This window comes from Microbacterium sp. NPDC087665 (assembly GCF_044743285.1).
Taxonomy (GTDB): Bacteria; Actinomycetota; Actinomycetes; order Actinomycetales; family Microbacteriaceae; genus Microbacterium.
This window is the reverse complement of the sequence record NZ_JBIUWD010000002.1, coordinates 393039-416896: the sequence shown is the minus strand read 5'-3', so window position 1 is coordinate 416896 and position 23858 is coordinate 393039. Positions and strand designations below refer to the sequence as shown.

Below are 23858 nucleotides of genomic sequence, written 5' to 3'. Positions count from 1 at the left end.
CGATGAGCGACGAGCAGCGACCACGGCTGAGAGATCTCTTCCGTCCGCGCCCGGTCTCCACCGACCGGACGGTGTCGACGCAGGCCGATGAGGCCGTTCCGCTTCCCCTGCGCATCACGGCGGCGTACGCCTGGCGCATGCTGCTGATCGCCGCCGCTGTGGCCGGGATCATCTGGATCGTCATCCAGCTCAAGCTCCTCGTGATCCCGCTTCTCGTGGGAATCCTGATCACCGCGCTGCTCTGGCCCGCGTTCGGATGGATGCTCCGGCACCGGTTCCCACGGTGGGCCGCCGTGGCGATCTCCATCCTCGGCACCATCGCCATCGTCACCACTCTCATCTGGCTCGTCGTGTGGCAGATCCGCGCGCAGCTCCCCGACGTGCAGGCGCGCACGGGCGCAGCCGTCGAGCAGTTCCGCCAGTTCCTGCTCGAGGGACCGCTGCATCTCACCGAGAAGCAGATCCAGGACTACATCGACCAGGGCTTCGCGCTCGTCAACGAGCAGGCACAGCTTCTGCTCAACGGTGCGCTGGCGGTCGGCACCACCGCAGCGCACGTCGCCACCGGCGCGGTGCTCTCGCTCTTCATCCTCATCTGCCTCCTCGCCGACGGCGCGGGAATCTGGCGTTGGACCCTGCGTCTCTTCCCGAAGGCCGCACGTCCCGCGGCCGACGGCGCCGGCCGCAACGGGTGGGGCACGATCGTCAACTACGCACGCACACAGCTGCTCGTCGCAGCGATCGACGCGGTCGGCATCGGCGTCGGCGCGGCGATCCTCGGGGTGCCGATGGCTCTCCCCGTCGCGGTCCTCGTCTTCCTCGGATCCTTCGTGCCGATCGTCGGTGCCGTGGTGACCGGTGCCATCGCGGTGCTGCTCGCCCTCGTCTACAACGGCGTCTGGATCGCACTCGCGATGCTCCTCGTCGTTCTCGGCGTACAGCAGCTCGAAGGACACGTCCTGCAGCCGATCCTGATGGGATCCGCTGTGAAGGTGCATCCGCTCGCCGTCGTGCTGGTGGTCGCGGGTGGAGCGATGGTCGGGGGCATCCCCGGCGCCCTCTTCGCCGTGCCGCTCGCCGCCTTCGTGAACGTCGTCGCCGTGACGATCAGCACCGGCTCGTGGCGCACGGGCGATCAACCGAACGCAGACCTAATCTGGAGCACAGTTCCGCGACAGCGGAGACGGAGGAATCGATGAGCGAAGTCCCCAGCCTGACCGAGTTCGAGCACGCCGCTCAGAGTCTGGCTGAGGTGATTTCACACACGCCGACGCTGCCCTCCCGCGTCCTCTCCGACATTCTCGGGGCACCGGTCCTGCTCAAGATGGAGAACCTGCAGCGCACGGGCTCGTTCAAGATCCGCGGCGCGGCCTACCGGCTGTCGCGCCTGAGCGCCGAGGAGCGCTCTCGCGGCGTGGTCGCGGCATCCGCCGGCAACCACGCCCAGGGCGTCGCTCTCGCCGCGCAGGAGCTCGGCATCGCGGCCACGATCTTCATGCCCCTGGGCGTGCCGGTCCCGAAGCTGCTCGCGACCCGCGGATACGGGGCGGAGGTCGTGCTCGAGGGCGAGACCGTCGCCACGTCGCTGCGTCTCGCCGCCGAGTACGCCGAACGAACCGGCGCCGTGCTCATCCCTCCGTTCGACCACCGCGATGTGGTGATCGGCCAGGGAACGCTCGGACTGGAGCTTCTCGCCGACGCACCCGACGTCGAGACGATCGTGCTCGGCATCGGCGGGGGCGGGCTCATCGCCGGCGTCGCCGCCGCAGTGAAGGCCCGTGCCGCCGAGCTCGGCCGCACCGTGCGCATCATCGGCGTGCAGGCCGAGAACGCCGCCGCCGTGCCGCCCTCACTGGTCGCGGGGCATCCCGTCGACATCGTCACACGGCCGACGATCGCCGACGGAATCCTCGTCGCACGTCCGGGGGCGATCCCATTCGACATCATCAAGGAGTACGTCGACGAGGTCGTCACCGTGACCGACGACGATCTCGCCCGGGCCATCCTCGTGCTCCTCGAACAGGCCAAGGTCGTCGTCGAGCCGGCCGGTGCTGCCGGAGTCGCGGCGATCCTCGCGGGCAAGATCTCCGCCACCGGCACCACCATGGCGATCCTCTCGGGCGGAAACATCGATCCGCTCCTGCTGCAGCGCGTCGTCTCGCACGGACTCGCCGCCTCCGGGCGCTACCTCACCATCCGCATCCCCCTGCCCGACCGCCCGGGCCAGCTCGCGCGGGTGTCGGAGCTCATCGCCGAGGCCGGTGCCAACGTCATCGAGGCCATGCACACCCGTCATGGGCACGGACTCCAGATCAGCGACGTCATCCTCGAGCTCAGCGTCGAGACGCGCGGGCCCGAGCATTCGGAGCGCACGCTCGACACCCTGCGGCGCGAGGGCTTCGAGCCGCTCGTCGTTCCGGACTGACCCGTCGGCAGGCTCCGCCCCGTCGACGGGGCGGAGGCGGTTCGACTCGGCCACGAAACGAGAGCGCCCCTCCGACTCGAAAGACGGAGGGGCGCTCTGCGTATCGGGAATGTCAGCCGGTGTAGGTCTCGACGTTGACGATCTCGACGGCGATCGAGCGGCCGTTCGGAGCCTCGTACGACGACTTCTCGCCCACCTTCAGGCCGAGGATCGCCTGGCCCAGCGGGCTGGCCTCGCTGTAGACGTCGAGATCGCTGCCGACGGCGATCTCGCGGCTGCCGAGGAGGAAGACCTCTTCGCCACCGGCCACGAGCGCGGTGACGACCGTGCCGGGCTCGACGATACCGCGGCTGGCCGGAGCCTCGCCGACCTTCGCGGTCTTCAGCAGGTTCTCGAGGGTGCGGATGCGGGCTTCCTGCTTGCCCTGCTCGTCCTTCGCGGCGTGATAGCCGCCGTTCTCCTTGAGATCGCCCTCTTCGCGAGCAGCCTCGATGCGCTTCGCGATCTCCTCGCGACCCGTGGTCGAGAGGTGCTCCAGCTCGGCGACGAGACGGTCGTACGCTTCCTGCGTGAGGAAGGGAACCTGAGCGTCGGTGGACATGACGAAGCTCCTTCTTTCGGTATCGCGCCCGCACGCGGCGGGGGATATGCCAAGACGCCCCGGCACGTGCCAGGGCGTCGTCTGTCTGCGTCGAGTCTAAGCGACCCAGCAGGTGTTCACCAAACCTGTCGTGGCGGCCGAGACGGTGGGGATCGTGGCCGCGAGAGCCTGTGAGTGACTGTCTCCGGCGGGAATCTCGATGACCTTCCACCCCACCACGCCGAACTCCTCGTCGAGGGCCTCGACGATGCAGACGACGTCTTTGCCCTGCACCCCGGTGATCTGGAAACGCACGTCCACGGAGTGCTCGTCGACCAGCTCGTATCCGAGATCGTCGGCGTCGACCGAGTTCATCGACTGGGTCACCGTCATCCATCCGTACGCACCGACGGCGAGAACGGCGATGGCGCCCGCGATGATCCACGGGGTGCGCCGCGCGCGCGTGCGGCCGTAGCGTTCGTCGAGCTGCTCAGGGGTCGTCACGGCGGGGGTCTTCCGATCGTTAGGCTGGTATGACCAGGTTATGCGACCTGCGTACGAAAGGCCGATTCATGCTCGCTCTGTCCGAGACCCCGATGCCGACGCCGACGATGACGGTCGATCCCGAGACCGTCACTCCGGGCTTCGTCGGGTTCGCAGCGATCGTCGTCATCCTGATCGCCGTGATCCTGCTGATCTGGGACATGAACCGTCGCATCCGCCGAGTGCGGTACCGCGAAGAGGTGCGCGACGAGCTCGATGCCGAAGAAGCCGCCCGCGCGGCCGACGAGGCCACCGAGACGGATGCCGACCTGCCGATCGTGCGCGAGGGAGACGACGACCCGCGAACGACCTGACCGCCCCCGGGCGCTCGGCTCAGCCGGGCGATCCCAGCGAGGGGGTCAGCGGAGCGATCGCGATCAACAGGCACGCCGCCCAGTGGCAGAGGAACGCCAGCACGGTGCATACGTGGAAGATCTCGTGGAAACCGAAGTGTCCGGGCCACGGGTTGGGCTTCTTCACCGCGTAGACGACGGCGCCGCCCGTGTAGAGCAGGCCCCCGATGATGACGAGCAGCATCATCGTCACGTTCGCGGCCAACAGGTCGCCCATGTACATCACCGCGGCCCAGCCGAGCAGCAGGTACAGCGCCACGTACAGCCAGCGCGGCGCATTGATCCAGAACACGCGGAACAGGATGCCGAGCAGCGCTCCGCCCCAGACGAGGTAGAGCAGCAGAGCGCCCTTCTCGGGCGGGAGCGCGAGCGTCGCGAGCGGGGTGTAGGTGCCTGCGATCAGCAGCAGGATGTTCGCATGGTCGATGCGCTTGAGGGTGGCCTTGATCTTCGGGCTGCCCTCGAAGCGGTGGTAGATCGCCGAGTTGCCGAAGAGGAGCAGCGAGGAGGTCATGAAGACGACCGCGGCCCACTTCGCCGGCGCCCCCTGGGCGACCACGATGAGCACGATGCCCACCACGACGGCGACGGGGAACGTGCCGGCGTGGATCCATCCTCGCCAGGTCGGCTTCACGTCGACCGCGGCATCGGCGGCGGCGGCTTCGACGAGGGGCAGCTGGGGCAGATCGGGGCCCGCGTCTACGGGCGCGTCGTCGGGAGTGCTCACCTGCACACTCTATGCGCGCCGGTATTCCGCGAGCCGTACATTCGCTCAGCATCCGCACCGGACGATGGGCGGTCGACAAGGTAGCGTAGGAAGGTGATGTCACGGGATAACCAGGGGCGAGGGCCGCTGTACCGGCTCTACAGCAAAAGGCTGCGCCGCCATCTGGATCTGGCGTCCGTTCCGCACCATATCGCCATGATGATCGACGGCAACCGCCGGTGGGCTCGTCAGCTGGGGTACGCGACGCCGGCGCATGGCCACCGGGCCGGCGCGGTGAAGATGCGCGAGTTCCTCGGCTGGTGCGACGAACTCGGCGTGCGCGTCGTCTCGCTGTACCTGCTGTCGAGCGACAACCTCCTCAAGCGGGACTCCGCAGAGCTCGCCGACCTCATCGAGATCATCGCGGAACTCGCCGAGAGCTTGTCGCGCGAGGGCAACTGGCGGGTCAAGCACGTGGGCCGCTCAGACATCCTCCCTCCGGAACTCGCGCGGGTGCTCGCCGAGGCCGAGGAACGCACGAAGGACCACACCGGGCTGCACGTGAATCTCGCGGTGGGCTACGGCGGACGCAATGAGATCGTCGATGCCGTGCGCAGCATCCTGATGAAGCACGAGGCCTCCGGCGGCACGATGGAAGATCTTGCCATCCAGCTGACCCCCGAGATGATCGGCGAACACCTCTACACCGGTGGGCAGCCTGATCCCGATCTGGTCATCCGCACGAGCGGCGAGCAGCGTCTGAGCGACTTCCTGCTCTGGCAGAGCGCGCACAGCGAGTTCTATTTCGTCGAGGCCCTCGGACCCGATCTGCGCGAGGTCGACTTCCTGCGCGCGATCCGCGACTTCGCGGACCGCGACCGCAGATACGGGCGCTGACGGCCGCGAGCCAGAGTATCGGTGCGCCCGACGCGCCGTGCCAGACTTACTCGGTGAACACCATCGACGACTATCTCGCGACCTTCGACAGCGAGCCCGGCTATCTCAACTGGGCCGCCTTCGGACCTCTCTCGCCCTCGGTGCGCGAAGAGGTGTTCGCCGATGCCGACCTGCTGGGGAGCGGGCGCCCCTCCTCACTCGCCCTCGTCGCGGAGCGCGTCGCTCAGGCGCAGGAGGTCGTGGCGCAGCTGCTGGGCGCTGACGCCGCCGATGTCACCGTGCAGCCGTCATCGACACAGGGTCTCGCACACGCGCTGTACGGCCTGTCGGGAGCGGTGATCGCGTCGACGGCGGAGTTCCCGAGCGTCAGCCTCACGCTCGAACGGGCGGCTGCTCTGTCGCAGGGTTCGCTGGTCGCACGCTGGCTGACGCCGGATGACGGCAGGGTCACGCCGGATGCCGTCGCCGAGGCGCTCGACGACGAGGTCGGCGCGCTGGCCGTGAGTCATGTCGACTTCCGCACGGGATATCGAGCCGATCTCGCCGCGCTGCGCGACGTCATCGGCCCGGACCGTCTGCTCATCGTCGATGCCGTGCAGTCGTTCGGGATCGTCGACGAGGACTTCTCCGTGGCAGACGTGGTCGTCGGCCACGGCTACAAGTGGCTGCGAGCGGGGAGGGGCACGGCGTTCGCCTGGTTCTCGCCCCGCGCGCGGGAGCGGATCGTCCCCGTCCTCAGCGGTATCACGGGCGCCACTGGGGAGGGGCTCCCCGTTGACGATCGCCCCGCTCCTGCAGCATCCGCTCGCGCCTTCACGGTGAGCGGCCCCGACACCCTCGCCGCAGGGCGCCTGGCCGTCGGCGCCCGTACCGTGCGCGACGCCGGCGTGGGGGAGATCGAAGCGCGTATCGCCGCGCACGTCGATGCGATCATCGAGATCGCGGACCGTCACGGCATCGCCGTCAGCTCGCCCCGCGAACGCGCGCAGCGGGCGGGGATCGTGGCACTCGCCCCCTCGGAGCCCGCGCGCCTGGCAGCGGCGCTGGCCAACGCCGGAGTCGTGGCGACGGCGCGGGGCGCGGCCGTGCGCGTCGCCCCGCACGCCGGGACCGATGCCGAGACCATTCGGATGCTCGACGACGCTCTCGCCGGATTCGGCAACGAGACGTTCATCAGCGCGTAACGAATCGCTGGCGTGTCGAGCCGGGCAAATGTCGGCGGCAGGTCTTAGTTTCAAGTCATCGGGCACGGAGCCCGGTCGGGTCGGCCACAGGCAAACGACTCGTGACCCCCTGGTCGACTCGTTCGAATAGCCGGGATTTCCCGGGTCGGGAGTGGGTCGTGACCTCACGTACAGCGCAGCAGTCCACCAGCACCGCGCAGCAGTCCACCCGTCAGACGACGAGGCGGGCCACGTCAGCAGATCCGGATCAGGATCTTCGCACCTACGTGCTCGACACGTCGGTACTGCTGAGTGATCCGCAGGCGTTCTTCCGATTCGCGGAGCACTCGGTGGTGATCCCCGTCGTGGTGATCACCGAACTCGAGGGCAAGCGCCACGACCCGGAGATCGGCTACTTCGCCCGTCAGGCCCTCCGGCACCTCGACGACCTCCGCGTCGAGCACGGCCGACTCGACTTCCCCGTCGAGGTGGGCGAAGGCGGCACGCTCCGCGTCGAACTCGGCAACACCGACGCGTCGGTGCTGCCGGCCGGCATCCGTCTCAGCGACAACGACACCCGCATCCTCTCGGTCGCGATGCACCTGTCGCAGGACGGACAAGAGGTCACGATCGTCTCGAAGGACCTGCCGATGCGCGTCAAGGCTGCATCTCTCGGTCTGCGGGCCGAGGAATACCTCGCAGAACAGGCCATCGACTCCGGCTGGACCGGGATCGCGTCGCTCGACCTGTCGGGCGACGACATCAGCGACCTCTACGAGAGCGAGGTGGGCCTCAGCGAAGACGCGCGGGGGATTCCCGTGAACACCGGACTCATCATCCACTCCGAGCGTGGCTCCGCCCTCGGACGAGTCACCGGCGACGGGGAGTACAAGCTCGTCCGCGGCGACCGCGACGTCTTCGGTATGCACGGGCGCTCGGCCGAGCAGCGCATCGCGATCGACCTCCTCACCGACCCTGAGATCGGCATCGTGTCGCTCGGTGGTCGCGCGGGCACCGGCAAGTCGGCGCTGGCGCTGTGCGCGGGTCTCGAAGCGGTGCTCGAACGGCAGCAGCAGAAGAAGATCATCGTCTTCCGACCGCTGTTCGCCGTGGGCGGGCAGGAGCTCGGCTACCTGCCCGGTGACCAGGGCGAGAAGATGGGGCCGTGGGGTCAAGCGGTCTTCGACACGCTCGGGTCCGTGGTCTCCGGCAACGTGGTGGAGGAGATCGTCGAACGGGGCATCCTCGAGGTGCTCCCGCTGACGCACATCCGCGGACGCTCGCTGCACGACGCCTTCGTGATCGTCGACGAGGCGCAGTCGCTCGAACGCAACGTGCTGCTGACGGTGTTGAGCCGCATGGGGCAGAACTCGCGGGTCATCCTGACGCACGACGTGGGCCAGCGCGACAACCTCCGCGTCGGTCGGCACGACGGCATCGCCAGCGTGATCGAGACGCTCAAGGGCCACGACCTCTTCGCGCACGTGACGCTCATGCGCTCCGAGCGCTCCGCGATCGCCGCGCTGGTCACGGAACTCCTCGAAGGCGGCGAGCTGAGCTAGCTCCGCCCGACACGGCTCGCGGGATCGCATCGCCGTGGAAACGCAGAACGCCGGCCCCCGAAGGAGGCCGGCGTTCTGCGTCTGACGGGATTCAGCCCGGGTGCGTCATCGAGAGCAGGTCGAGCTTCTCGTCGAGCTGCTCCAGCGTGAGGTCGCCGCGCTCGACGTAACCGAGATCGATGACCGCATCGCGCACGGTGATGCCGTTGGCCACGGAGTGCTTCGCGATCTTCGCCGCGGCCTCGTAGCCGATGAGCTTGTTCAGCGGGGTGACGATCGACGGGCTCATGCCCGCGAATGCCGCTGCGCGCTCGACGTTCGCCTGCAGGCCGTCGATCGTCTTGTCGGCGAGCACGCGTGAGGCGTTCGACAGCAGACGGATCGACTCGAGAAGCGCCGTTCCCATGACCGGGATGGCGACGTTCAGCTCGAACGAACCGGATGCTCCGGCCCACGCCACGGTCGCGTCGTTGCCGATCACGCGGGCGCACACCATCAGCACGGCCTCGGGAACGACCGGGTTGACCTTGCCGGGCATGATCGAGGAGCCGGGCTGCAAGTCGGGGATGTGCAGTTCGCCGAGACCCGTGTTGGGGCCCGATCCCATCCAGCGCAGGTCGTTGTTGATCTTCGTCAGCGAGACCGCGATGGTGCGCAGGGCGCCGGATGCCTCGACGAGACCATCGCGGTTGGCCTGCGCCTCGAAGTGGTCCTTCGCCTCGGTGATCGGCAGCTCGGTCTCGGCCGCGAGCAGCGCGATGACCTTCTGCGGGAATCCGAGAGGCGTGTTGATGCCGGTGCCCACGGCCGTGCCGCCCAGCGGCACCTCGGCGACGCGGGGGAGTGCGGACTGCACACGCTCGATGCCGAGGCGCACCTGGCGGGCGTAACCACCGAACTCCTGGCCGAGCGTGACGGGCGTCGCATCCATCAGGTGGGTGCGACCGGACTTGACGGCGTCCTTCCACAGCTCCGCCTTGGCCTCGAGGGCCACCGCGAGGTGGTCGAGTGCGGGGATGAGCGTGTCGATGAGCGCCTGCGTCACAGCGATGTGCACGGAGGTCGGGAACACGTCGTTCGACGACTGCGAGGCGTTCACGTGGTCGTTGGGGTGCACGTTCGCGCCGAGGATGCGCGTCGCGAGCGTTGCGAGCACCTCGTTCATGTTCATGTTCGACGAGGTGCCCGAACCGGTCTGGTACGTGTCGACCGGGAACTCGCCGTCGTGGGCGCCTGCGGCGACCTGGTCGGCAGCCTGAGCGATGGCGTCGGCGATGGCGCCGTCGAGCGTGCCGAGTTCTTTGTTCGCGAGGGCGGCAGCCTTCTTGATCCGTGCGAGGGCGGCGATCTGCGTCGACTCCAGCCCCTTGCCCGAGATCGGGAAGTTCTCCACGGCGCGCTGCGTCTGCGCTCCATAGAGCGCGTTCACGGGCACTCGCACTTCACCCATGGTGTCGTGCTCGATGCGGTACTCGGTGTCGGTCATTCCGATCCCTCCTGCGGTTCGGGGTCGATCCCCACGGTGATGACGGGCACGGCCGTGCCCTCAGCCAGACGGTAGTTGGCGCCGACGATGCCCAGACGGCCTTCGGCGACGGCGTCGCTGATCAGTTCGGACGACTGCAGCAGATCTGCGACGGTGTTGCGCAGGTGCTCCTGTCCGACGAGTTCGGCGTCGATCTCGTCGACGGTCGTTCCGCCGTTCGCGGCGAGCACCTTGCGGGCCGCGGGCACGATCGGCGAGATCAGCTTCCAGATGTGCGGCGGCAGGGGACTCGCGTCGATCGCGGTGCCGTCGATCGCGGCGCGGACCGCGCCGCACGAGTCGTGCGCGAGAACGACGATCAGCGGAACCTTCAGCACCGCAACGGCATACTCCAGGCTGCCGACGATCGATTCGCCGATGACCTGACCGGCGTTGCGCACCACGAAGAGGTCGCCGAGGCCGAGGTCGAAGATGATCTCGGCGGCCAGACGCGAGTCCGAGCATCCGAAGAGCGTGGCGACCGGGTTCTGCGCCTGCGCGAGGTTCTTGCGCCGCGCGACGTCTTGGTTCGGGTGCCGTGGCTCGTCGTCGACGAATCGACGGTTTCCGTCCTGCATCTGCTTCCACGCGGCGGCGGGAGTGAGATCGTGCGTCATGAAGCCTCCGAGAGGGCGCGGATCTGGGGAACGAGAGATTCGGCGAGTTCGGCGGTGGAATCGGCGGAACGCGAGCCGTAGAGCAGCACGTAGTCGTCGCCGGCCTGAGTGCCGAGTGCATAGGAGATGTTCTGGTTGGCAGCGGAGTCGCTGGGCGTGAAGACGTCCCACTCGATCCCGCCGACAGTCACGGTGTCGGTCGCCGCGGTGCCGCCGAGACGTTGCGGCGCCCACTTCGAGTCGGCGTCGAACGCCTGCGCGACCTTGATGAATCCGCGCTCGTCATCGGCGGACGGAGCGAGGGTGATGTCCCAGACGACCGTGGCGCCGCCCTGCAGCTCGGCGGCGTTGACCCGCCAGAAACTGCCCAGATCCGGAACGATCACCGCGCTGTCCATCGTCGACTCGACGTCGGCGGCGATACCGGTGAGGTCGATCTCCTCGGCAGCGGTCGGCTCACCGCGCGGCACGGCGAAGATGATCACGGCGAGGATGGCGAGGGTCGCCAGCAGCGCGGCGATGAGGCTGCGCACGGTCTGGCTCGATCGGTAGGCCTTGCTCGACGCGGCTTTGCGGGCCGCGGTCTCTTCGGGCGTCTCGGGACGGCCGAGTTCGGCGACGATCGGAGCCGGCTTGTTCACGACTCGTCCTCGTCCGACGTGCGCTCGGCGGCGTCGTCGGCGGCCGAGCGGGCCGCATCGAGGCGACGCTTCGCACCCAGCAGCCATTCTTCGCAGCGGGCGGCGAGTGCCTCGCCACGCTCCCAGAGGGCCAGCGAATGCTCCAGCGTCGGAGAGCCCTGTTCGAGTTCTGCGACGACCGTGACGAGCTCGTCTCGGGCGGCCTCGAACGTCAGCGTCTCGACGGGGGTTTCGTTCAGCGCGCTCACTCCTCCATCCTACGGCGTGCCACCCTCATCGGTGATCGGGGCCGCAGGCGGCCCGGGGTCACGGTGCTTCGGCGATCTCGCCGTCCGACCGTGCGGCGATCGAGCCCTTGTCGACCGTGATCGTCAGGGGAGTGCCGGCCGGAGCATCCGCCGCATCGCGCAGGATGACGCCGCCGTCGAGATGCGCGATGGCGTAGCCGCGCGCCAGCGTCGCCGCCGGCGAGAGCGCACGCAGCGATGCGCGCAGCTCGCTCGTGCGCCGGCCGGCGAGGTCGAGACGACGCGTGAGCGTGTCGCGTCCGCGCGACAGCAGCAGCCAGAGCTCCTGAGCCCGCGCATCGATGATCGGGGCGGGGGAGCGCAGCACCGGCCTCGACCGCAGCTGTTCCAGTTGGGCGATGTCGTGCGACAACCGCTGCGTGAGCCGCGTCGTGGCCCGTGAGCGCAACTGGGCGATCAACGCGCGCTGCTCGCCGACATCGGGCACCACGCGCTTCGCGGCATCCGTCGGCGTCGAGGCGCGCAGATCCGCGACATCGTCGAGCAGCGGGTGATCGTTCTCGTGCCCGATCGCGCTCACGATCGGGGTGGATGCCGCCGCCACCGCGCGCACGAGACGTTCGTCGCTGAAGCCCAGCAGCGTCTGCGGGTCTCCGCCGCCGCGGGCGATGATGATCACGTCGACGTCGGGATCGGCGTCGAGACGGGCCAGAGCGGCGAGGGTCTCCGGCACGCACCGGTCGCCCTGCACGGCGGCGTACTCGGTGCGGAAGCGCACCTGCGGCCAGCGCAGCTCGGAGTTGCGGTGCACGTCTTTCTCGGCATCCGATCGCTCGCCCGTGATCAGGCCGATGACGTGCGGGAGGAAGGGCAGGCGCTTCTTGCGCGAGGGATCGAACAGGCCTTCCCGGCGCAGCTGCGCCCGCAGCTTCTCGAGTTTCTCGAGCTGGTCGCCGAGCCCGACGTGCTTCATCGCCGAGACGGTGAAGCTGAAGTCGCCCGCCTTGACGAAGTAGTCGGCCTTGACCGCGGCGACGACGTGATCGCCGATACCGAGATCGGAGGGGATGCGCCCGCGCACGCTCGACCACACCCGGATCGAGATCTGCGCGTCGGACTGCACGTCTTTCAGGCGCGCGAACACGTTGCCTCCGCGCATGTTCCACGAGGTGATCTCGCCCTCGACCCACACCGTGTTCCAGCGGGCGATGAAGTCTCGGATCGTCGCATTCAGACGAGCGACGGAGGTCGGGGCATCCGCCGTCGAATCGCGGGGCGCGACCGCATCTGCGGGCGGCGCCTCGCCGGGACCGGTGGCTGCTTCGAAGACCGTCATCTGCTCTCATCCCTGGAGGTTGTCGTGCACTGCGGGTTCTCGGCCTTCCCCAGGGTGGACGCCGATAGAATCGAGGGGTGACTTCGACTGCCGTTCATCTCCCCATCCCCCGCCTCCCACGAGTGCGTGCGGCGGCCGGGCGGCTTCAGGATATCCCGGTGGCCGGACACAAGCGGGTTCTGCTCGCCGCACCGCGCGGATACTGCGCCGGCGTCGACCGAGCCGTCGTGGCCGTCGAGAAGGCCCTGGAACGCTACGGAGCCCCCGTCTACGTGCGCAAGCAGATCGTGCACAACATCCACGTCGTCACCGAGCTCGAGGAGAAGGGCGCGATCTTCGTCGAAGAGGTCGACGAGATCCCCGAGGGTGCGCACGTCGTCTTCAGCGCGCACGGCGTCTCGCCGGCCGTTGTGAACGCAGCATCCGACCGCGGCCTGCACGCGATCGACGCGACCTGCCCGCTGGTGACGAAGGTTCACCGTGAGGCGGTGCGCTTCGCACGTGACGACTTCGAGATCCTGCTCATCGGCCACGAAGGGCACGAAGAGGTCGAGGGCACCGCGGGTGAGGCCCCGAACCACGTCACCGTCGTGAACTCGCCGGCCGAAGCCGACACCGTCGTCGTCAAAGACCCGAACAAGGTCGTCTGGCTCTCGCAGACCACGCTCTCCGTCGACGAGACCATGGAGACCGTCAACCGTCTGCGCACCCGATTCCCGGAACTCCAGAATCCGCCGTCGGACGACATCTGCTACGCCACGCAGAACCGCCAGGTCGCGATCAAGAAGGTCGCCGTCGGCGCCGACCTCGTGATCGTGGTCGGGTCATCGAACTCGTCGAACAGCGTCCGCCTGGTCGAGGTCGCACTCGAGTACGGCGCCAAGGCGGCGTACCGCGTGGACTACGCGGAAGAGATCCGGCAGGAGTGGCTCGACGGCGTCGAGACCGTCGGCGTCACCAGCGGGGCCTCCGTTCCCGAGGTCCTCGTGCGCGAGGTTCTCGACGCGATCGGCGATGCCGGCTACCGCGATGTCGAAGAGGTGAAGACGGCCGAGGAAGACCTCATGTTCTCCCTGCCGAAGGAGCTGCGCCACGACGCCTCGGGCCAGCGCGACGATCGGGCCCTCGGCGGTCGCGCAACCGGAGGAGGCGCGTAGCTTTGCGCGCCGAGGCGCCGGAACCCACGCTCATCGGCTCGGTGCAGCGGGCTCTTCGCCTGGTCGACATCGTCGCCAACTCCCCGCGTCCTCTGCCGCCGAAGATGCTGGCGGCGATCACCGGCCTCACCCCGGGCACCACATACAACCTGGTGCGCACGCTCATCCACGAGGGATACCTCGCGGCCGAGCCCGACGGGTTGGTGCTCGGCACACGATTCCCGACCTTTCAGCACGAGATCGACTCCCGCGGCGTCTTCCTCGCACGCGTGCGAACGGCGTTGCGCGCCGTGACCGATGAGATCGGAGCAACCGCGTACCTCTCCCGTTACGACGACGGCGAGATGCACCTCGTTGACATCGTCGACGCCGAGCGCAATCCTCGCGTGGAACTCTGGGTCGGTCTGCAGTCCAGCGCGCACGCGACGGCTCTCGGCAAGCAGATTCTCGCGGAGCTGACCGACGACGACCGCCTGGACTATCTCTCGCGGCACGCTCTCGAAGAACTCACTCCCCGCACGATCAGCAATCGACGCACGCTGCTCATGCAGCTCGAGCATACGACCGGGTGGGTGGTCGACCAGGAGGAGTACATCATCGGTGCGACCTGCGTCGCCGTGCCGGTGATCGCGCCCAACCTCACCGCGTCGCTCGCGATCTCGCTGCCCGCCGATCAAGCGGTCGTCGATCGTTCGCTCGTGTCGAAGCTGCAGAGAACGGCCCGGCTGCTGTCGCTGCAGCTCGGGGCGGATGCTTTCACCGAGGGCGAGCCGGCGCCCGAGTTCACTATCTGAAGATCCGCACCTGGCGCGGCATCCGTCCCCTTTCTACAATGAGGATGTAGTCGTCTGTGCATAACGGCACTACTGGTCGCATGAGGGTCCCCAGCCCTGTGCGGCTGATTGTGAGGAGGATGCGTCCCCAGCGCTCCGAATCCGCGGCCCCGAGAGTCCCCAAATCTCCGGGGCCGCCCTTCTTCCCGCTCCGGCCCGCTCCGATCGCCGGTCGGAGCGTCTCATCGGGCGTCAGCCCACAGGCGAGGCGGTTAGCATGGCGGGATGACCGATCAACGGCCCCAGTACGGAGAACTCGCCACACCCGAGGAGCAGCGGCGCGCCGCTGGACTCCCGCCCGTGGCGGAGCCCTCCCCGGCCGCAGGGCAGCCGCCGATCGCGTCGACCGTGACATCCGCTCTCGTCGAGGCGGCGCCCGTACGCTCGCATCCGGTCGACCGCTTCGTGACGATCGGGCTTCTCGCCTACGGCCTTGTGAACGTCGTCGTCAGCGGGCTCTCGTACCTCGACCCGACCCGCGTCATGAACGAGACCCTGGCCGTCCTCGGTGTCGACGGGGAGTTCACCAACATCGCGCAGGGCAAGCTGTGGGGCACGATCGCCGCGATGCTGCTCGTCGCCGGCTGGGCGATCACGTCGGCGCTGTCGATCCGGCGCCTCCGCCGCGGAAAACTCACCTGGTGGGTGCCGCTCGTCGGCGCGGTCGTGACGATCGGCCTCGCCTCGATCTGCATCGCGGTGCCGATGCTCGGCGACCCTGCCTTCGTCTCGCACATGAACAGCATCTCCGGCGGCTGAGCCGTACGACGACGACGGGTGCCCCGCCTCGCGGCAGGGCACCCTTCGTGCATCCGGTCGGTGTGCGGTCAGCTCTTCGACTGGCCGTACGAGCCGAGCTGGCGCGTCGACTCGACGACGCGGGCGGCCATCGCAGCCTCGGCGACCTTGCCCCAGGCGCGGGGGTCGTAGAGCTTCTTGTTGCCGACCTCGCCGTCGACCTTCAGGACGCTGTCGTAGTTCTTGAACATGTAGTCGGCGATCGCACGCGTGTAGGCGTACTGGGTGTCGGTGTCGATGTTCATCTTGACGACACCGTTGGCGACGGCCGTGGCGATCTCCTGGTCTGTGGAACCGGAGCCGCCGTGGAACACGAGGTCGAGGGGCTTCGCGCCGGTGTTGTACTTGGCGGCGACCTCGGCCTGGATCTCGCCGAGGAGCTCGGGACGCAGCTTCACGCCACCCGGCTTGTACACGCCGTGAACGTTGCCGAAGGTGAGGGCGGCGATGTAGCGGCCCTGCTCGCCGAGGCCCAGTGCCTGCACGGCCTGGTCGACGTCGGCGAAGGTCGTGTAGAGCGCCTCGTTCGAGCCTTCGTGGGTGACGCCGTCTTCTTCGCCGCCGACGACACCGATCTCGACCTCGAGGATGGCGTTGATCGCCTTCATGCGGGGGAGGAGGTCCTTGGCGATCTCGATGTTCTCGGCGAGCGGCACGGCCGAGCCGTCCCACATGTGGGACTGGAAGATCGGGTTGCGTCCGGCCTTGACCTCTTCTTCGGAGGCGGCGATCAGGGGCTCGACGAAGCCGGCGAGGGCGTCCTTCGGGCAGTGGTCGGTGTGGAGGGCCACGGTGACGGGGTAGTTCTTGGCGACCTCGGTCGCGAAGCGCGCGAAGGCGAGTGCTCCCGTGGCGCGGCCCTTGACCGTGTGGCCGGCGAAGTAGTCGGCACCGCCGGTCGTGACCTGGATGATGCCGTCGGAGCCGGCCTCGGTCAGTCCCTGAAGGACGGAGTTGATCGTCTGCGAACTGGAGACGTTGAAAGCGGGGTACGCGAAGCCGCCGGCCTTCGCGCGGTCGAGCATTTCTGCGTACTGATCCGGGGTGGCGACGGGCATGAGAACTCCTGCGTTAGGTGAGCCGGGACAGCAGTCACTCTAGCGGGGCGAGTCGAAGGATGCCGGGAGGCAGGGGCGAGCGGGGGACCCCACCTTCTTTCGTCCTGTTAAGAAACGCGAATCCTTCGTCGTGAGCGGCCAAAAAGTCGGCGATATTACGCACACCGCTGGCTAGGCTGACCCCATGGTGAGTCTGACTGCAGATCTGAGCCCGCTTCGACCCGACCGCAACCTCGCGATGGAGTTGGTGCGAGCGACGGAGGCGGCGGCCATCCGTGCCGTCCCGTTCATCGGTCGCGGTGCGAAGGAAGCAGCGGACGGCGCCGCCGTCGATGCCATGCGCGCTTTTCTCGGCACGGTCGACTTCCAGGGTCGCGTGGTGATCGGCGAGGGCGAGAAGGACAACGCCCCCATGCTCTTCAACGGCGAGGTCGTCGGCACGGGCCAGGGCCCGCTCTGCGACATCGCGGTCGACCCCATCGACGGCACGTCACTGACCGCGGCAGGGCGTCAGAACGCGCTGTCGGTCATCGCTGTCTCCGACCGCGGAACGATGCTCGATGCCTCCACCGTCTTCTACATGGACAAGCTCGTCACCGGCCCTGCCGGCGTCGGGGTGGTCGACATCCGCCTCCCGATCGGTGAGAACATCCGGCGACTCGCCGGAGCGCTGGAGAAGCCCGTCGACGAGATCGTCGTCTCGGTGCTGAACAGGCCCCGCCACGAGCAGCTCATCCAGGAGATCCGCGAGGCGGGCGCGGGCACCCGTCTCATGAGCGACGGCGACGTCGCCGGCGGAATCAATGCCGCCCGCCACGACGCGCGCACCGACATGTGCGTCGGCGTCGGCGGGAGCCCGGAGGGGATCGTCACCGCCTGTGCCATCAAGGCGTTGGGCGGGCACATCCAGGGCCGCCTCTGGCCGCGTGATGACGACGAGCGCCAGCGCGGGATCGACGCGGGTCTCGAGATGGATCGCGTCTACGAGGCGGATGACCTCGTGAGCGGCAGCAACACGATCTTCGTGGCCACCGGCGTCACCGACGGCCAGCTCGTCGCGGGTGTGCGGCGCGAGCGCGGCTACGTGTACACCGAGAGCGTCGTGCTGCGCGGTGCCTCCGGAACGCTGCGGCGCATCGCTTCGGAGCATCTCGTCTCGAAGTGGCTGTAGGGATCGCGCGCGGCTGAGCCGCCTCCGCCGGATCGGCATCGTTACCGACCCGGTATCGCTCCTCGGGGTCGGATCCTGCGATTCGTCGGCCATCGTGTCAGACTTGTCACTGGGTTTGTCGCCGACGGCCGAGCCGTCTGGCACCACAGGCACAGGAGAGGCGAAATACATGACCACGCCGCGGACACGCAGCTCGAAGGCCGAACCGACCACCATCGTCACGACGAACACCGGTCGAATTCTGCGCGTGAGCGCAGCGGAAGCCGAAGCGAACATCGCTGCCTCCGCGCCGGCCGTCGCATCTACTCAGCCGGTCGTCGATCCGGCCCGTCGCGCCGACGTGCTGTTCCGGGTGCGACGCGACGAGGGTCATGAGATCAGCGCCTGGTGGATGATCGGTGCGTTCCTCGCGACGAGCGGTCTCGTCATCCTGCTGCTGAGCGGCGTCCCCGCCATCGCGTCCTGACCGTCACCGCTCGCTGTCGTCATCGAACAGCACGCGGTCTCGCACCTCGCCGATCTCGGCTCGTACCCGCCGTGCGTCGTCCGACTCCTCACTGACGAGCTCCGGAGCGGTGAAGCGTCGAGACGGCGCGATGATCCGCTGCGGCTCGGCATCGAGGGTCGTGGCATCGATGCCCGGGAATTGCCGGGCGGTCACCAGGACGCGATTCTCGAGTGATCCGGCGAACTTGTTGTAGCTCTCGACCGTGCGTTCGAGCGCTCGCCGCAGGTCGTCGGCATGTCCGGCGAGTGTGCCGAGCCGGTCGTAGAGCTGGGTACCCAGGGCCAGGAGCGTTCTCGCCTCGGTCGAGACCTCTTGCTGCGTCCACGTGTAGGCAACGGTCTTGAGTACTGCCCAGAGGTTGACGGGGGAGGCCAGCGCGACCCGCTTGCTGAACGCGTAGTCGAGCAGGGTGGGGTCTTCGTCGATCGCCGCAGCGAGCAGCGACTCGCTCGGCAGGAAGCAGATCACGAACTCGGGACTCGAGTCGAGACCCGACCAATATGCCTTCTTCGCCAGGGCGTCGATGTGCGCGCGCACCGCCTTGACGTGCTTCTGCATGTGCACGCGACGCTGTGCCTCGTGCGTGTCGCCTCCCGGCAGCGCGGAGGCTTCGAGGTAGGCATCGAGTGGCACCTTCGCATCGACGGCGATCGACGCCCCTCCCGCCAGTCGGATCACCATGTCGGGGCGACCGACACCGCGGTCGGACGAGATCGTCGTCTGCAGATCGAAGTCGACGTGGCGCGTGAGGCCGGCAGCCTCGACGACCCGCCGGAGCTGCGTCTCGCCCCACACTCCGCGCGTCGACGTCGAACGCAGCGCGCCGGCGAGCGACTCGGTGGTGGCACGCAGTGCTTCGTCGGACTCCTGTGCGCGTCGCAGTTGCTCGGCGAGAGAGCCGAACTGCGCGTGGCGCTCCTGCTCGATCGACGACACCTTCTGCTGCATCTGCTGAAGGCTCTCGCGCACCGGGGCGAGTGCCGTGAGCACCGCGTTCTGCTGCTGCACGCGCTGCGCTTCGGCGCGCTGCTCGGCGCGTGTGTGCTCGACGGCGTCTCGGTACAGGTCGTACTGGCGGTCGCGGTCGTCGCGCGCCGCGGCCAGTTCGGCCTGCGCGCGTGCGAGATCTGCAGCCCCGCGTCCGGCGCGGAGGAACCATCCGACGGCGGCGCCGGCGCACAGAGCGGCGACGAAGAGGAGAACGATCAGCGGAGCATCCATGTGTTCATGATGCGCCCGGCATCCGACATTCTCCGGGAATGCCGCTGCCTACGCGACCGCGCGCTCCGGAGTGCGAGCCGGAGTGCCCGCCACGCGAAGGCTCAACAGCTCCGCGAGCATGTCGACGTCCGCGGCGCCGGCGCGGCGCGCGGCATCGATCACGATCTGCGCGCACGCCCGCGCGTCGGCGAGCGCGTCGTGGTGGGCGAACTCCTCGAAGCCCGCCGCCGCGGCAGCCACGGGCAGGCGATACGAGTCCAGCTGATACGTCTTGCGTGCCACCTGCAGGCTGCACAGCGAGCGATACGGGGGGCAGATGCCTCCGGTGGCCTCGGAGGCGCGTCGCAGCACGTTGAGATCGAACCCGGCGTTGTGCGCGACGAGCACGTCGGCCCCGGCGAAGTCGCACAGCCGATCGAACTGATCGGCCCATGTCGATGCGGACAGCACGTCCTCCGCGCGGATGCCGTGGATGCGCACGTTCCATTCCTGGAACTCGTCGTGCCCGGGCGGCGGCTGGATCAGCCAACCGGTCGTCGCGACGACCTCGCCGTCTCGAACGCGGACGAGTCCGACGGCGCAGGCGGAGGCGGGGCTCGAATTCGCCGTCTCGAAGTCGATGGCGGTGAAGTTCAGGGGCACGTATCCACTCTCACGGCAGACCCTGTTCTGCCGCGGAGGGCACGCCGTATGCTGGCGAGATGGCGGACAGCAGAGCGACGTCTTTCGGCGCAGAGGCACAGAATTACGAGGCCGGACGACCCGAGTACCCGTTCGAGGCCGTGGCGTGGATGCTCGACATCCTCCCGGTCGGGGCGAACCGCATCGCCGATGTCGGGGCGGGCACCGGCAAGCTCACGCGTGCGCTCGTGGCAGCGCCCGGGGCGCAGGTCGTGGCGATCGATCCCGATCCCGGGATGCTCGCAGCTCTCCGGGCAGCTCTCCCGGGCGTGCCGACCTTCGTCGGAACCGCTGAGTCGCTTCCGCTGCCGGATGCCGGCGTCGACGCGGTGGTCCTCGGTCAGGCATGGCACTGGGTCGATCCCGTCGCGGCGTCGCGCGAGATCGGCCGGGTGGTGCGGCCGGGTGGCGCCCTCGGGCTCATCTGGAACGTGCGAGACGAGCGTGCCGACTGGGTGCGGGCGCTCACCGAGATCATGCACCCCAGTGCGGCCGAGGAGATGCTGGCGCAGGGCGCCCCCATCGTCGATGCCCCCTTCGGCGCTCTCGAGAGCGCATCGTGGGAGTGGTCCCGAGAGATCAGTCGTGAGCAGTTGCATCGGCTGGCATCGTCTCGAAGCGCGGTGATCATCGCGGATGAAGACGAGCGGTCGCGGATCCGACGCGCGATGGATGCGCTGTTCGACGACCTCGGTCTGCACGACGGCACGATCACGCTTCCCTATGTAACCCGGGCGTTCCGCGCCATCCGCGAGGCGTGAGCCATGAGCGGCGATGAGACGGTCGCTGCCGGGCCGCATCGTGTCCGCTGGGCGCGTCGGCATCCGCGCGCGACCGTCGTCCTGAGCGTGATCGCGGTCATCCTGCTGCTGGTCGTGGTCGACGGCGTCCGCCGGGTCGCGGAGGGCGAGGCCGAGCTGGCAACGGATCCGGCGTTCTACGCGTCGCCGTCTCCGTCTCCCACCGCGGAGCCGGGAACCGTCATCCGCAGTGAGGAGATCGCGAGCGCGCCGGCCGGATCGACAGCCTGGCGCGTCCTCTACGCATCCCGTGATCTCGCCGGAGCCGAGATCACCGTCTCGGGCGTGGTGATCGTTCCGAACAGTCCTGCGCCGTCCGACGGCCGCACGGTCGTCGCGTGGGCGCATCCGACGACCGGGGCCGCGATGGAATGCGCGCCCTCCCTCGGGCTCGATCCCTTCGAGTACATCGCCGGGATGCACGAGCTGCTCGATGAGGGCTACGCCATCGCGGCGACCGACTATCCGGGACTGGGAGTCGACGAGGCATCGTCGTATCTGCTGGCGGTGCCCGAATCGAACAGCGTTCTCGACATGGTGCGCGCGGCGCACAGCATCGAGGATGCCCAGATCAGTGAGAGGTTCGTGCTGTGGGGGCACTCCCAGGGCGGCCAGGCCGCGCTCTTCGCCGCCGAGAGGGCAGCGGCCTATGCGCCGGAGCTGACCCTCGAGGGCGTCGCCGTCGCCGCACCGGCCGCCGACCTGACGACCCTGATGAGCGATGACATCGACGACATATCGGGCGTCACGATCGCCTCCTACGCGATCCCTGCCTACACCGCCGCCTACGCCGACCGCTTCGGCGAAGACGCCATCCAGGCGATCCTCACTCCGGCCGGCGCCGCAGCGACCGCCGACATGGCCGCGCTCTGCCTCCTCACCGAGAACGAGAAGATCCACGCGATCGCCGGCCCGCTCGTGGGGGGATACGTCACCAGCAACCCGGCGACGACCGAACCCTGGCAGACGATGCTGCGCGAGAACAGTGCCGGCGGAGCGCCCATCACGGTGCCGGTCTTCGTGGCGCAGGGGCAGGCCGACGAACTCGTCGCACCGACCGCGACCGACGCCTATGTCGAGCAGCTCTGCACGCAGAAGACCGACGTGACCTTCCATCGACTTCCCGACGTCGATCACGGCTTCGCCGCCTACGCCGCTCTGCCGGAACTGCTGCCGTGGCTCGTGGAACTCGAAGCGGGCACGCCCAAGGGCAACTGCCCGTGACCGCGGAGACGCATCACCGCGACAGGTAGACTCGTACCCCGTGGCTCTCACTATCGGAATCGTCGGCCTGCCCAACGTCGGCAAGTCCACCCTTTTCAACGCTCTCACCAAGAACGACGTGCTCGCGGCGAACTATCCGTTCGCGACGATCGAGCCGAACGTCGGGGTGGTGAACCTGCCCGATCCGCGTCTCGACAAGCTCGCCGAGATCTTCGGCAGCGAGCGCATCCTCCCGGCAGCGGTGTCGTTCGTCGACATCGCCGGCATCGTGCGCGGCGCCAGCGAGGGAGAGGGCCTGGGCAACCAGTTCCTCGCGAACATCCGTGAGGCCGACGCGATCGCGCAGGTCGTGCGCGGGTTCTCCGACGATGACGTCGTGCACGTCGACGGAGCCGTCAACCCGGCCTCCGACATGGAGACGATCAACGCCGAACTGATGCTCGCCGACCTGCAGACCGTCGACAAGGCGATCGCGCGGTACGAGAAGGAAGTGCGCGGCAAAAAGATCGACCCGTCGGTGCTCGAGGCGGCGATCGCCGCGAAGGATGCTCTCGAGCGGGGCGTGCTCCTCTCGACGAGCGGCCTCGACCTCGACCCGATCCGCGAGCTGGGTCTGCTCACCGTGAAGCCGGTCATCTTCGTCTTCAACGTCGACGAGGGCGTGCTCACCAGCGACGACCGCAAGGCGGAGCTCGCCGCCCTGGTCGCCCCGGCCAAGGCCATCTTCCTCGACGCGAAGATCGAGTCGGAACTCATCGACCTCGACCCGGCGGATGCGGCCGAACTGCTGGCATCGACCGGACAGGATGAGTCCGGTCTCGACCAGCTCGCCCGCATCGGCTTCGACACCCTCGGCCTGCAGACGTACCTCACCGCCGGCCCGAAGGAAGCGCGCGCCTGGACGATCCCCAAGGGCTCCAAGGCGCCGCAGGCGGCCGGTGTCATCCACACCGACTTCGAGAAGGGCTTCATCAAGGCGGAGATCGTCTCGTTCGCCGACCTCGTCGAGACCGGCTCGGTGGTCGAAGCGCGCGCCAAGGGCAAGGCCCGCCTCGAGGGCAAGGACTACGTCATGCAGGACGGCGACGTCGTGGAGTTCCGCTTCAACAACTGAACAATTGAGCGCCAGTTGATTTCGTGAGCAAGTCCATCAGGGCGTCGGCGTCGGAGTGGGATCGTCGCGGACGAATTGCGGTTCGCCGGGCGTGATGCCGAAGAACAGCGGATCGGTCGGAGCCTCGACATCGGGGAGATAACCTTCGCTGAGGTAGACGCCGCCGAAGAGTATGTCGGAGAGTTCGAAGGCGTCACCGGGACGGCAGGCAGTGTCAACGCTGATACCGATGCTGCCGTTCTTGAGGAACCGGACCAGGAACAGCTCGTAGTCACCTTGGTCGCGAATGATGACCTGGAGCACTTGACCATCGTTGTCGTCGGCACCGATGACTTGACGTGACGGCGAGAGCCCCTCTTCTTTCAGGAAGCGTTCCGCGATGTCTGCGTACTCCTCACGCTGGGAGGCGTCCAGCCGAATGCTGCGGTGCAGAGTGAAGTTGTAGCCCGCGTCGTTGTCGCACTGATTGGGCTGCATGCCGTATGAGCCGATCGATCCCACCTCCCACGGGCCATCGTGGTATTTGAGTTGAAGCTCGTTGACGACTTCCCGATAGGAGAAGTAGGTCTGTTCCGCGTCAGCGTAGAGCGCGTCGCCGGTGGGGGCGGGGGTGCATCCGGTCATGAGGAGGGCTCCTGTCAGCGCCAGCACGATGTAGGCGCCAAGCCGCGGCGGGGACGGGCCCTTGCGTGTCACC

The 23858-nt window shown here is 68.2% G+C and carries 26 protein-coding genes; 14 read left to right on the top strand and 12 right to left on the bottom strand.

The window, feature by feature from the left end; all coding sequences use genetic code 11:
• The first annotated feature begins 2 nt into the window (after nucleotides 1-2).
• Nucleotides 3-1199, top strand: coding sequence for an AI-2E family transporter (locus tag ACIOSY_RS05515; RefSeq protein ID WP_400850244.1), 1197 nt, complete (start codon nucleotides 3-5; stop codon nucleotides 1197-1199).
• Nucleotides 1196-2425, top strand: a complete 1230-nt coding sequence (gene ilvA / locus ACIOSY_RS05510) for a threonine ammonia-lyase (protein WP_400850241.1) — start codon at nucleotides 1196-1198, stop codon at nucleotides 2423-2425. Before ACIOSY_RS05515 ends, ilvA begins: the two co-directional genes overlap by 4 nt.
• A gap of 112 nt (nucleotides 2426-2537) precedes the next feature.
• Here ilvA and greA read toward each other — a convergent pair whose 3' ends face one another.
• Together greA and ACIOSY_RS05500 are read right to left on the bottom strand one after the other, a co-directional pair.
• Nucleotides 2538-3026, bottom strand: coding sequence for a transcription elongation factor GreA (gene greA / locus ACIOSY_RS05505; protein ID WP_400850238.1), 489 nt, complete (start codon nucleotides 3024-3026; stop codon nucleotides 2538-2540).
• A gap of 96 nt (nucleotides 3027-3122) precedes the next feature.
• The gene (locus ACIOSY_RS05500) at nucleotides 3123-3509 is read right to left on the bottom strand and encodes a DUF4307 domain-containing protein (protein ID WP_400850235.1); all 387 of its coding nucleotides are present in this window, start codon (nucleotides 3507-3509) and stop codon (nucleotides 3123-3125) included.
• A gap of 68 nt (nucleotides 3510-3577) precedes the next feature.
• On the opposite strand from ACIOSY_RS05500, the gene ACIOSY_RS05495 reads away from it, so the two are divergent.
• Nucleotides 3578-3862, top strand: coding sequence for a hypothetical protein (locus ACIOSY_RS05495; protein ID WP_400850232.1), 285 nt, complete (start codon nucleotides 3578-3580; stop codon nucleotides 3860-3862).
• A gap of 19 nt (nucleotides 3863-3881) precedes the next feature.
• Here ACIOSY_RS05495 and ACIOSY_RS05490 read toward each other — a convergent pair whose 3' ends face one another.
• Nucleotides 3882-4586, bottom strand: a complete 705-nt coding sequence (locus tag ACIOSY_RS05490; protein ID WP_400850944.1) for a hemolysin III family protein — start codon at nucleotides 4584-4586, stop codon at nucleotides 3882-3884.
• 138 nt (nucleotides 4587-4724) lie between these two features.
• Here ACIOSY_RS05490 and ACIOSY_RS05485 point away from each other — a divergent pair, with 138 nt between their 5' ends.
• The 3 genes from ACIOSY_RS05485 to ACIOSY_RS05475 all read left to right on the top strand — a co-directional run bounded on the left by ACIOSY_RS05485 (nucleotide 4725) and on the right by ACIOSY_RS05475 (nucleotide 8229).
• Complete coding sequence (locus tag ACIOSY_RS05485; RefSeq protein WP_400850229.1) at nucleotides 4725-5504, top strand: isoprenyl transferase; 780 nt, start codon at nucleotides 4725-4727, stop codon at nucleotides 5502-5504.
• A gap of 53 nt (nucleotides 5505-5557) precedes the next feature.
• Nucleotides 5558-6688: an aminotransferase class V-fold PLP-dependent enzyme gene (locus ACIOSY_RS05480; RefSeq protein ID WP_400850226.1), complete on the top strand. Its 1131-nt coding sequence runs from the start codon at nucleotides 5558-5560 to the stop codon at nucleotides 6686-6688.
• Nucleotides 6689-6846: 158 nt separating this feature from the next.
• A complete protein-coding gene (locus ACIOSY_RS05475) occupies nucleotides 6847-8229 on the top strand; it encodes a PhoH family protein (protein WP_400850223.1) in 1383 nt (460 codons plus the stop codon).
• 91 nt (nucleotides 8230-8320) lie between these two features.
• Here the strand turns inward: ACIOSY_RS05475 and ACIOSY_RS05470 are convergent, their stop codons facing one another.
• The 5 genes from ACIOSY_RS05470 to xseA are packed head-to-tail and all read right to left on the bottom strand — an operon-like array spanning nucleotide 8321 to nucleotide 12596.
• Complete coding sequence (locus ACIOSY_RS05470) at nucleotides 8321-9715, bottom strand: class II fumarate hydratase (protein ID WP_400850220.1); 1395 nt, start codon at nucleotides 9713-9715, stop codon at nucleotides 8321-8323.
• Nucleotides 9712-10371 (bottom strand): carbonic anhydrase, encoded by a 660-nt coding sequence (locus ACIOSY_RS05465; protein WP_400850217.1) that lies wholly within the window; start codon nucleotides 10369-10371, stop codon nucleotides 9712-9714. The genes ACIOSY_RS05470 and ACIOSY_RS05465 overlap by 4 nt, the downstream gene beginning before the upstream one ends.
• Entirely contained in the window at nucleotides 10368-11012 is a 645-nt protein-coding gene (locus tag ACIOSY_RS05460; RefSeq protein WP_400850214.1) for a DUF4245 family protein, read from the bottom strand. Before ACIOSY_RS05460 ends, ACIOSY_RS05465 begins: the two co-directional genes overlap by 4 nt.
• Nucleotides 11009-11260: an exodeoxyribonuclease VII small subunit gene (locus ACIOSY_RS05455; protein ID WP_400850211.1), complete on the bottom strand. Its 252-nt coding sequence runs from the start codon at nucleotides 11258-11260 to the stop codon at nucleotides 11009-11011. The genes ACIOSY_RS05460 and ACIOSY_RS05455 overlap by 4 nt, the downstream gene beginning before the upstream one ends.
• 58 nt (nucleotides 11261-11318) lie before the next feature.
• Nucleotides 11319-12596, bottom strand: coding sequence for an exodeoxyribonuclease VII large subunit (xseA, locus tag ACIOSY_RS05450; RefSeq protein WP_400850208.1), 1278 nt, complete (start codon nucleotides 12594-12596; stop codon nucleotides 11319-11321).
• Between the two features lie 77 nt (nucleotides 12597-12673).
• Between xseA and ACIOSY_RS05445 the strand changes: the two genes are divergently transcribed.
• The 3 genes from ACIOSY_RS05445 to ACIOSY_RS05435 all read left to right on the top strand — a co-directional run bounded on the left by ACIOSY_RS05445 (nucleotide 12674) and on the right by ACIOSY_RS05435 (nucleotide 15345).
• Nucleotides 12674-13753, top strand: coding sequence for a 4-hydroxy-3-methylbut-2-enyl diphosphate reductase (locus tag ACIOSY_RS05445; protein ID WP_400850205.1), 1080 nt, complete (start codon nucleotides 12674-12676; stop codon nucleotides 13751-13753).
• Between the two features lie 2 nt (nucleotides 13754-13755).
• Nucleotides 13756-14547 (top strand): IclR family transcriptional regulator, encoded by a 792-nt coding sequence (locus ACIOSY_RS05440; protein ID WP_400850202.1) that lies wholly within the window; start codon nucleotides 13756-13758, stop codon nucleotides 14545-14547.
• 264 nt (nucleotides 14548-14811) lie between these two features.
• The gene (locus tag ACIOSY_RS05435; protein ID WP_400850199.1) at nucleotides 14812-15345 is read left to right on the top strand and encodes a DUF6264 family protein; all 534 of its coding nucleotides are present in this window, start codon (nucleotides 14812-14814) and stop codon (nucleotides 15343-15345) included.
• Between the two features lie 68 nt (nucleotides 15346-15413).
• On the opposite strand, the gene fbaA is transcribed toward ACIOSY_RS05435, so the two are convergent.
• Nucleotides 15414-16442 (bottom strand): class II fructose-bisphosphate aldolase, encoded by a 1029-nt coding sequence (gene fbaA / locus ACIOSY_RS05430; protein WP_400850196.1) that lies wholly within the window; start codon nucleotides 16440-16442, stop codon nucleotides 15414-15416.
• Nucleotides 16443-16626: 184 nt separating this feature from the next.
• Here fbaA and glpX point away from each other — a divergent pair, with 184 nt between their 5' ends.
• Both glpX and ACIOSY_RS05420 read left to right on the top strand, forming a co-directional pair.
• On the top strand, nucleotides 16627-17613 hold the full coding sequence (gene glpX, locus ACIOSY_RS05425) for a class II fructose-bisphosphatase (protein WP_400850193.1): 987 nt from the start codon (nucleotides 16627-16629) through the stop codon (nucleotides 17611-17613).
• A 169-nt stretch (nucleotides 17614-17782) separates the two neighbouring features.
• Entirely contained in the window at nucleotides 17783-18079 is a 297-nt protein-coding gene (locus tag ACIOSY_RS05420; RefSeq protein ID WP_400850190.1) for a hypothetical protein, read from the top strand.
• A gap of 3 nt (nucleotides 18080-18082) precedes the next feature.
• Here ACIOSY_RS05420 and ACIOSY_RS05415 read toward each other — a convergent pair whose 3' ends face one another.
• The gene (locus ACIOSY_RS05415) at nucleotides 18083-19342 is read right to left on the bottom strand and encodes a DNA recombination protein RmuC (protein ID WP_400850187.1); all 1260 of its coding nucleotides are present in this window, start codon (nucleotides 19340-19342) and stop codon (nucleotides 18083-18085) included.
• A 48-nt stretch (nucleotides 19343-19390) separates the two neighbouring features.
• Nucleotides 19391-19984, bottom strand: a complete 594-nt coding sequence (locus ACIOSY_RS05410; RefSeq protein ID WP_400850184.1) for a 3'-5' exonuclease — start codon at nucleotides 19982-19984, stop codon at nucleotides 19391-19393.
• A 59-nt stretch (nucleotides 19985-20043) separates the two neighbouring features.
• Here ACIOSY_RS05410 and ACIOSY_RS05405 point away from each other — a divergent pair, with 59 nt between their 5' ends.
• Genes ACIOSY_RS05405 through ychF form a run of 3 tightly spaced genes read left to right on the top strand, consistent with a single transcriptional unit; the run spans nucleotide 20044 to nucleotide 23161 of the window.
• On the top strand, nucleotides 20044-20784 hold the full coding sequence (locus tag ACIOSY_RS05405) for a class I SAM-dependent methyltransferase (protein WP_400850181.1): 741 nt from the start codon (nucleotides 20044-20046) through the stop codon (nucleotides 20782-20784).
• Between the two features lie 3 nt (nucleotides 20785-20787).
• Nucleotides 20788-22047: an alpha/beta fold hydrolase gene (locus tag ACIOSY_RS05400; protein WP_400850178.1), complete on the top strand. Its 1260-nt coding sequence runs from the start codon at nucleotides 20788-20790 to the stop codon at nucleotides 22045-22047.
• A gap of 40 nt (nucleotides 22048-22087) precedes the next feature.
• Nucleotides 22088-23161 (top strand): redox-regulated ATPase YchF, encoded by a 1074-nt coding sequence (gene ychF, locus ACIOSY_RS05395; RefSeq protein ID WP_400850175.1) that lies wholly within the window; start codon nucleotides 22088-22090, stop codon nucleotides 23159-23161.
• A gap of 36 nt (nucleotides 23162-23197) precedes the next feature.
• Here ychF and ACIOSY_RS05390 read toward each other — a convergent pair whose 3' ends face one another.
• A complete protein-coding gene (locus ACIOSY_RS05390; RefSeq protein ID WP_400850172.1) occupies nucleotides 23198-23857 on the bottom strand; it encodes a hypothetical protein in 660 nt (219 codons plus the stop codon).
• Between the last annotated feature and the right edge of the window lies 1 nt (nucleotide 23858).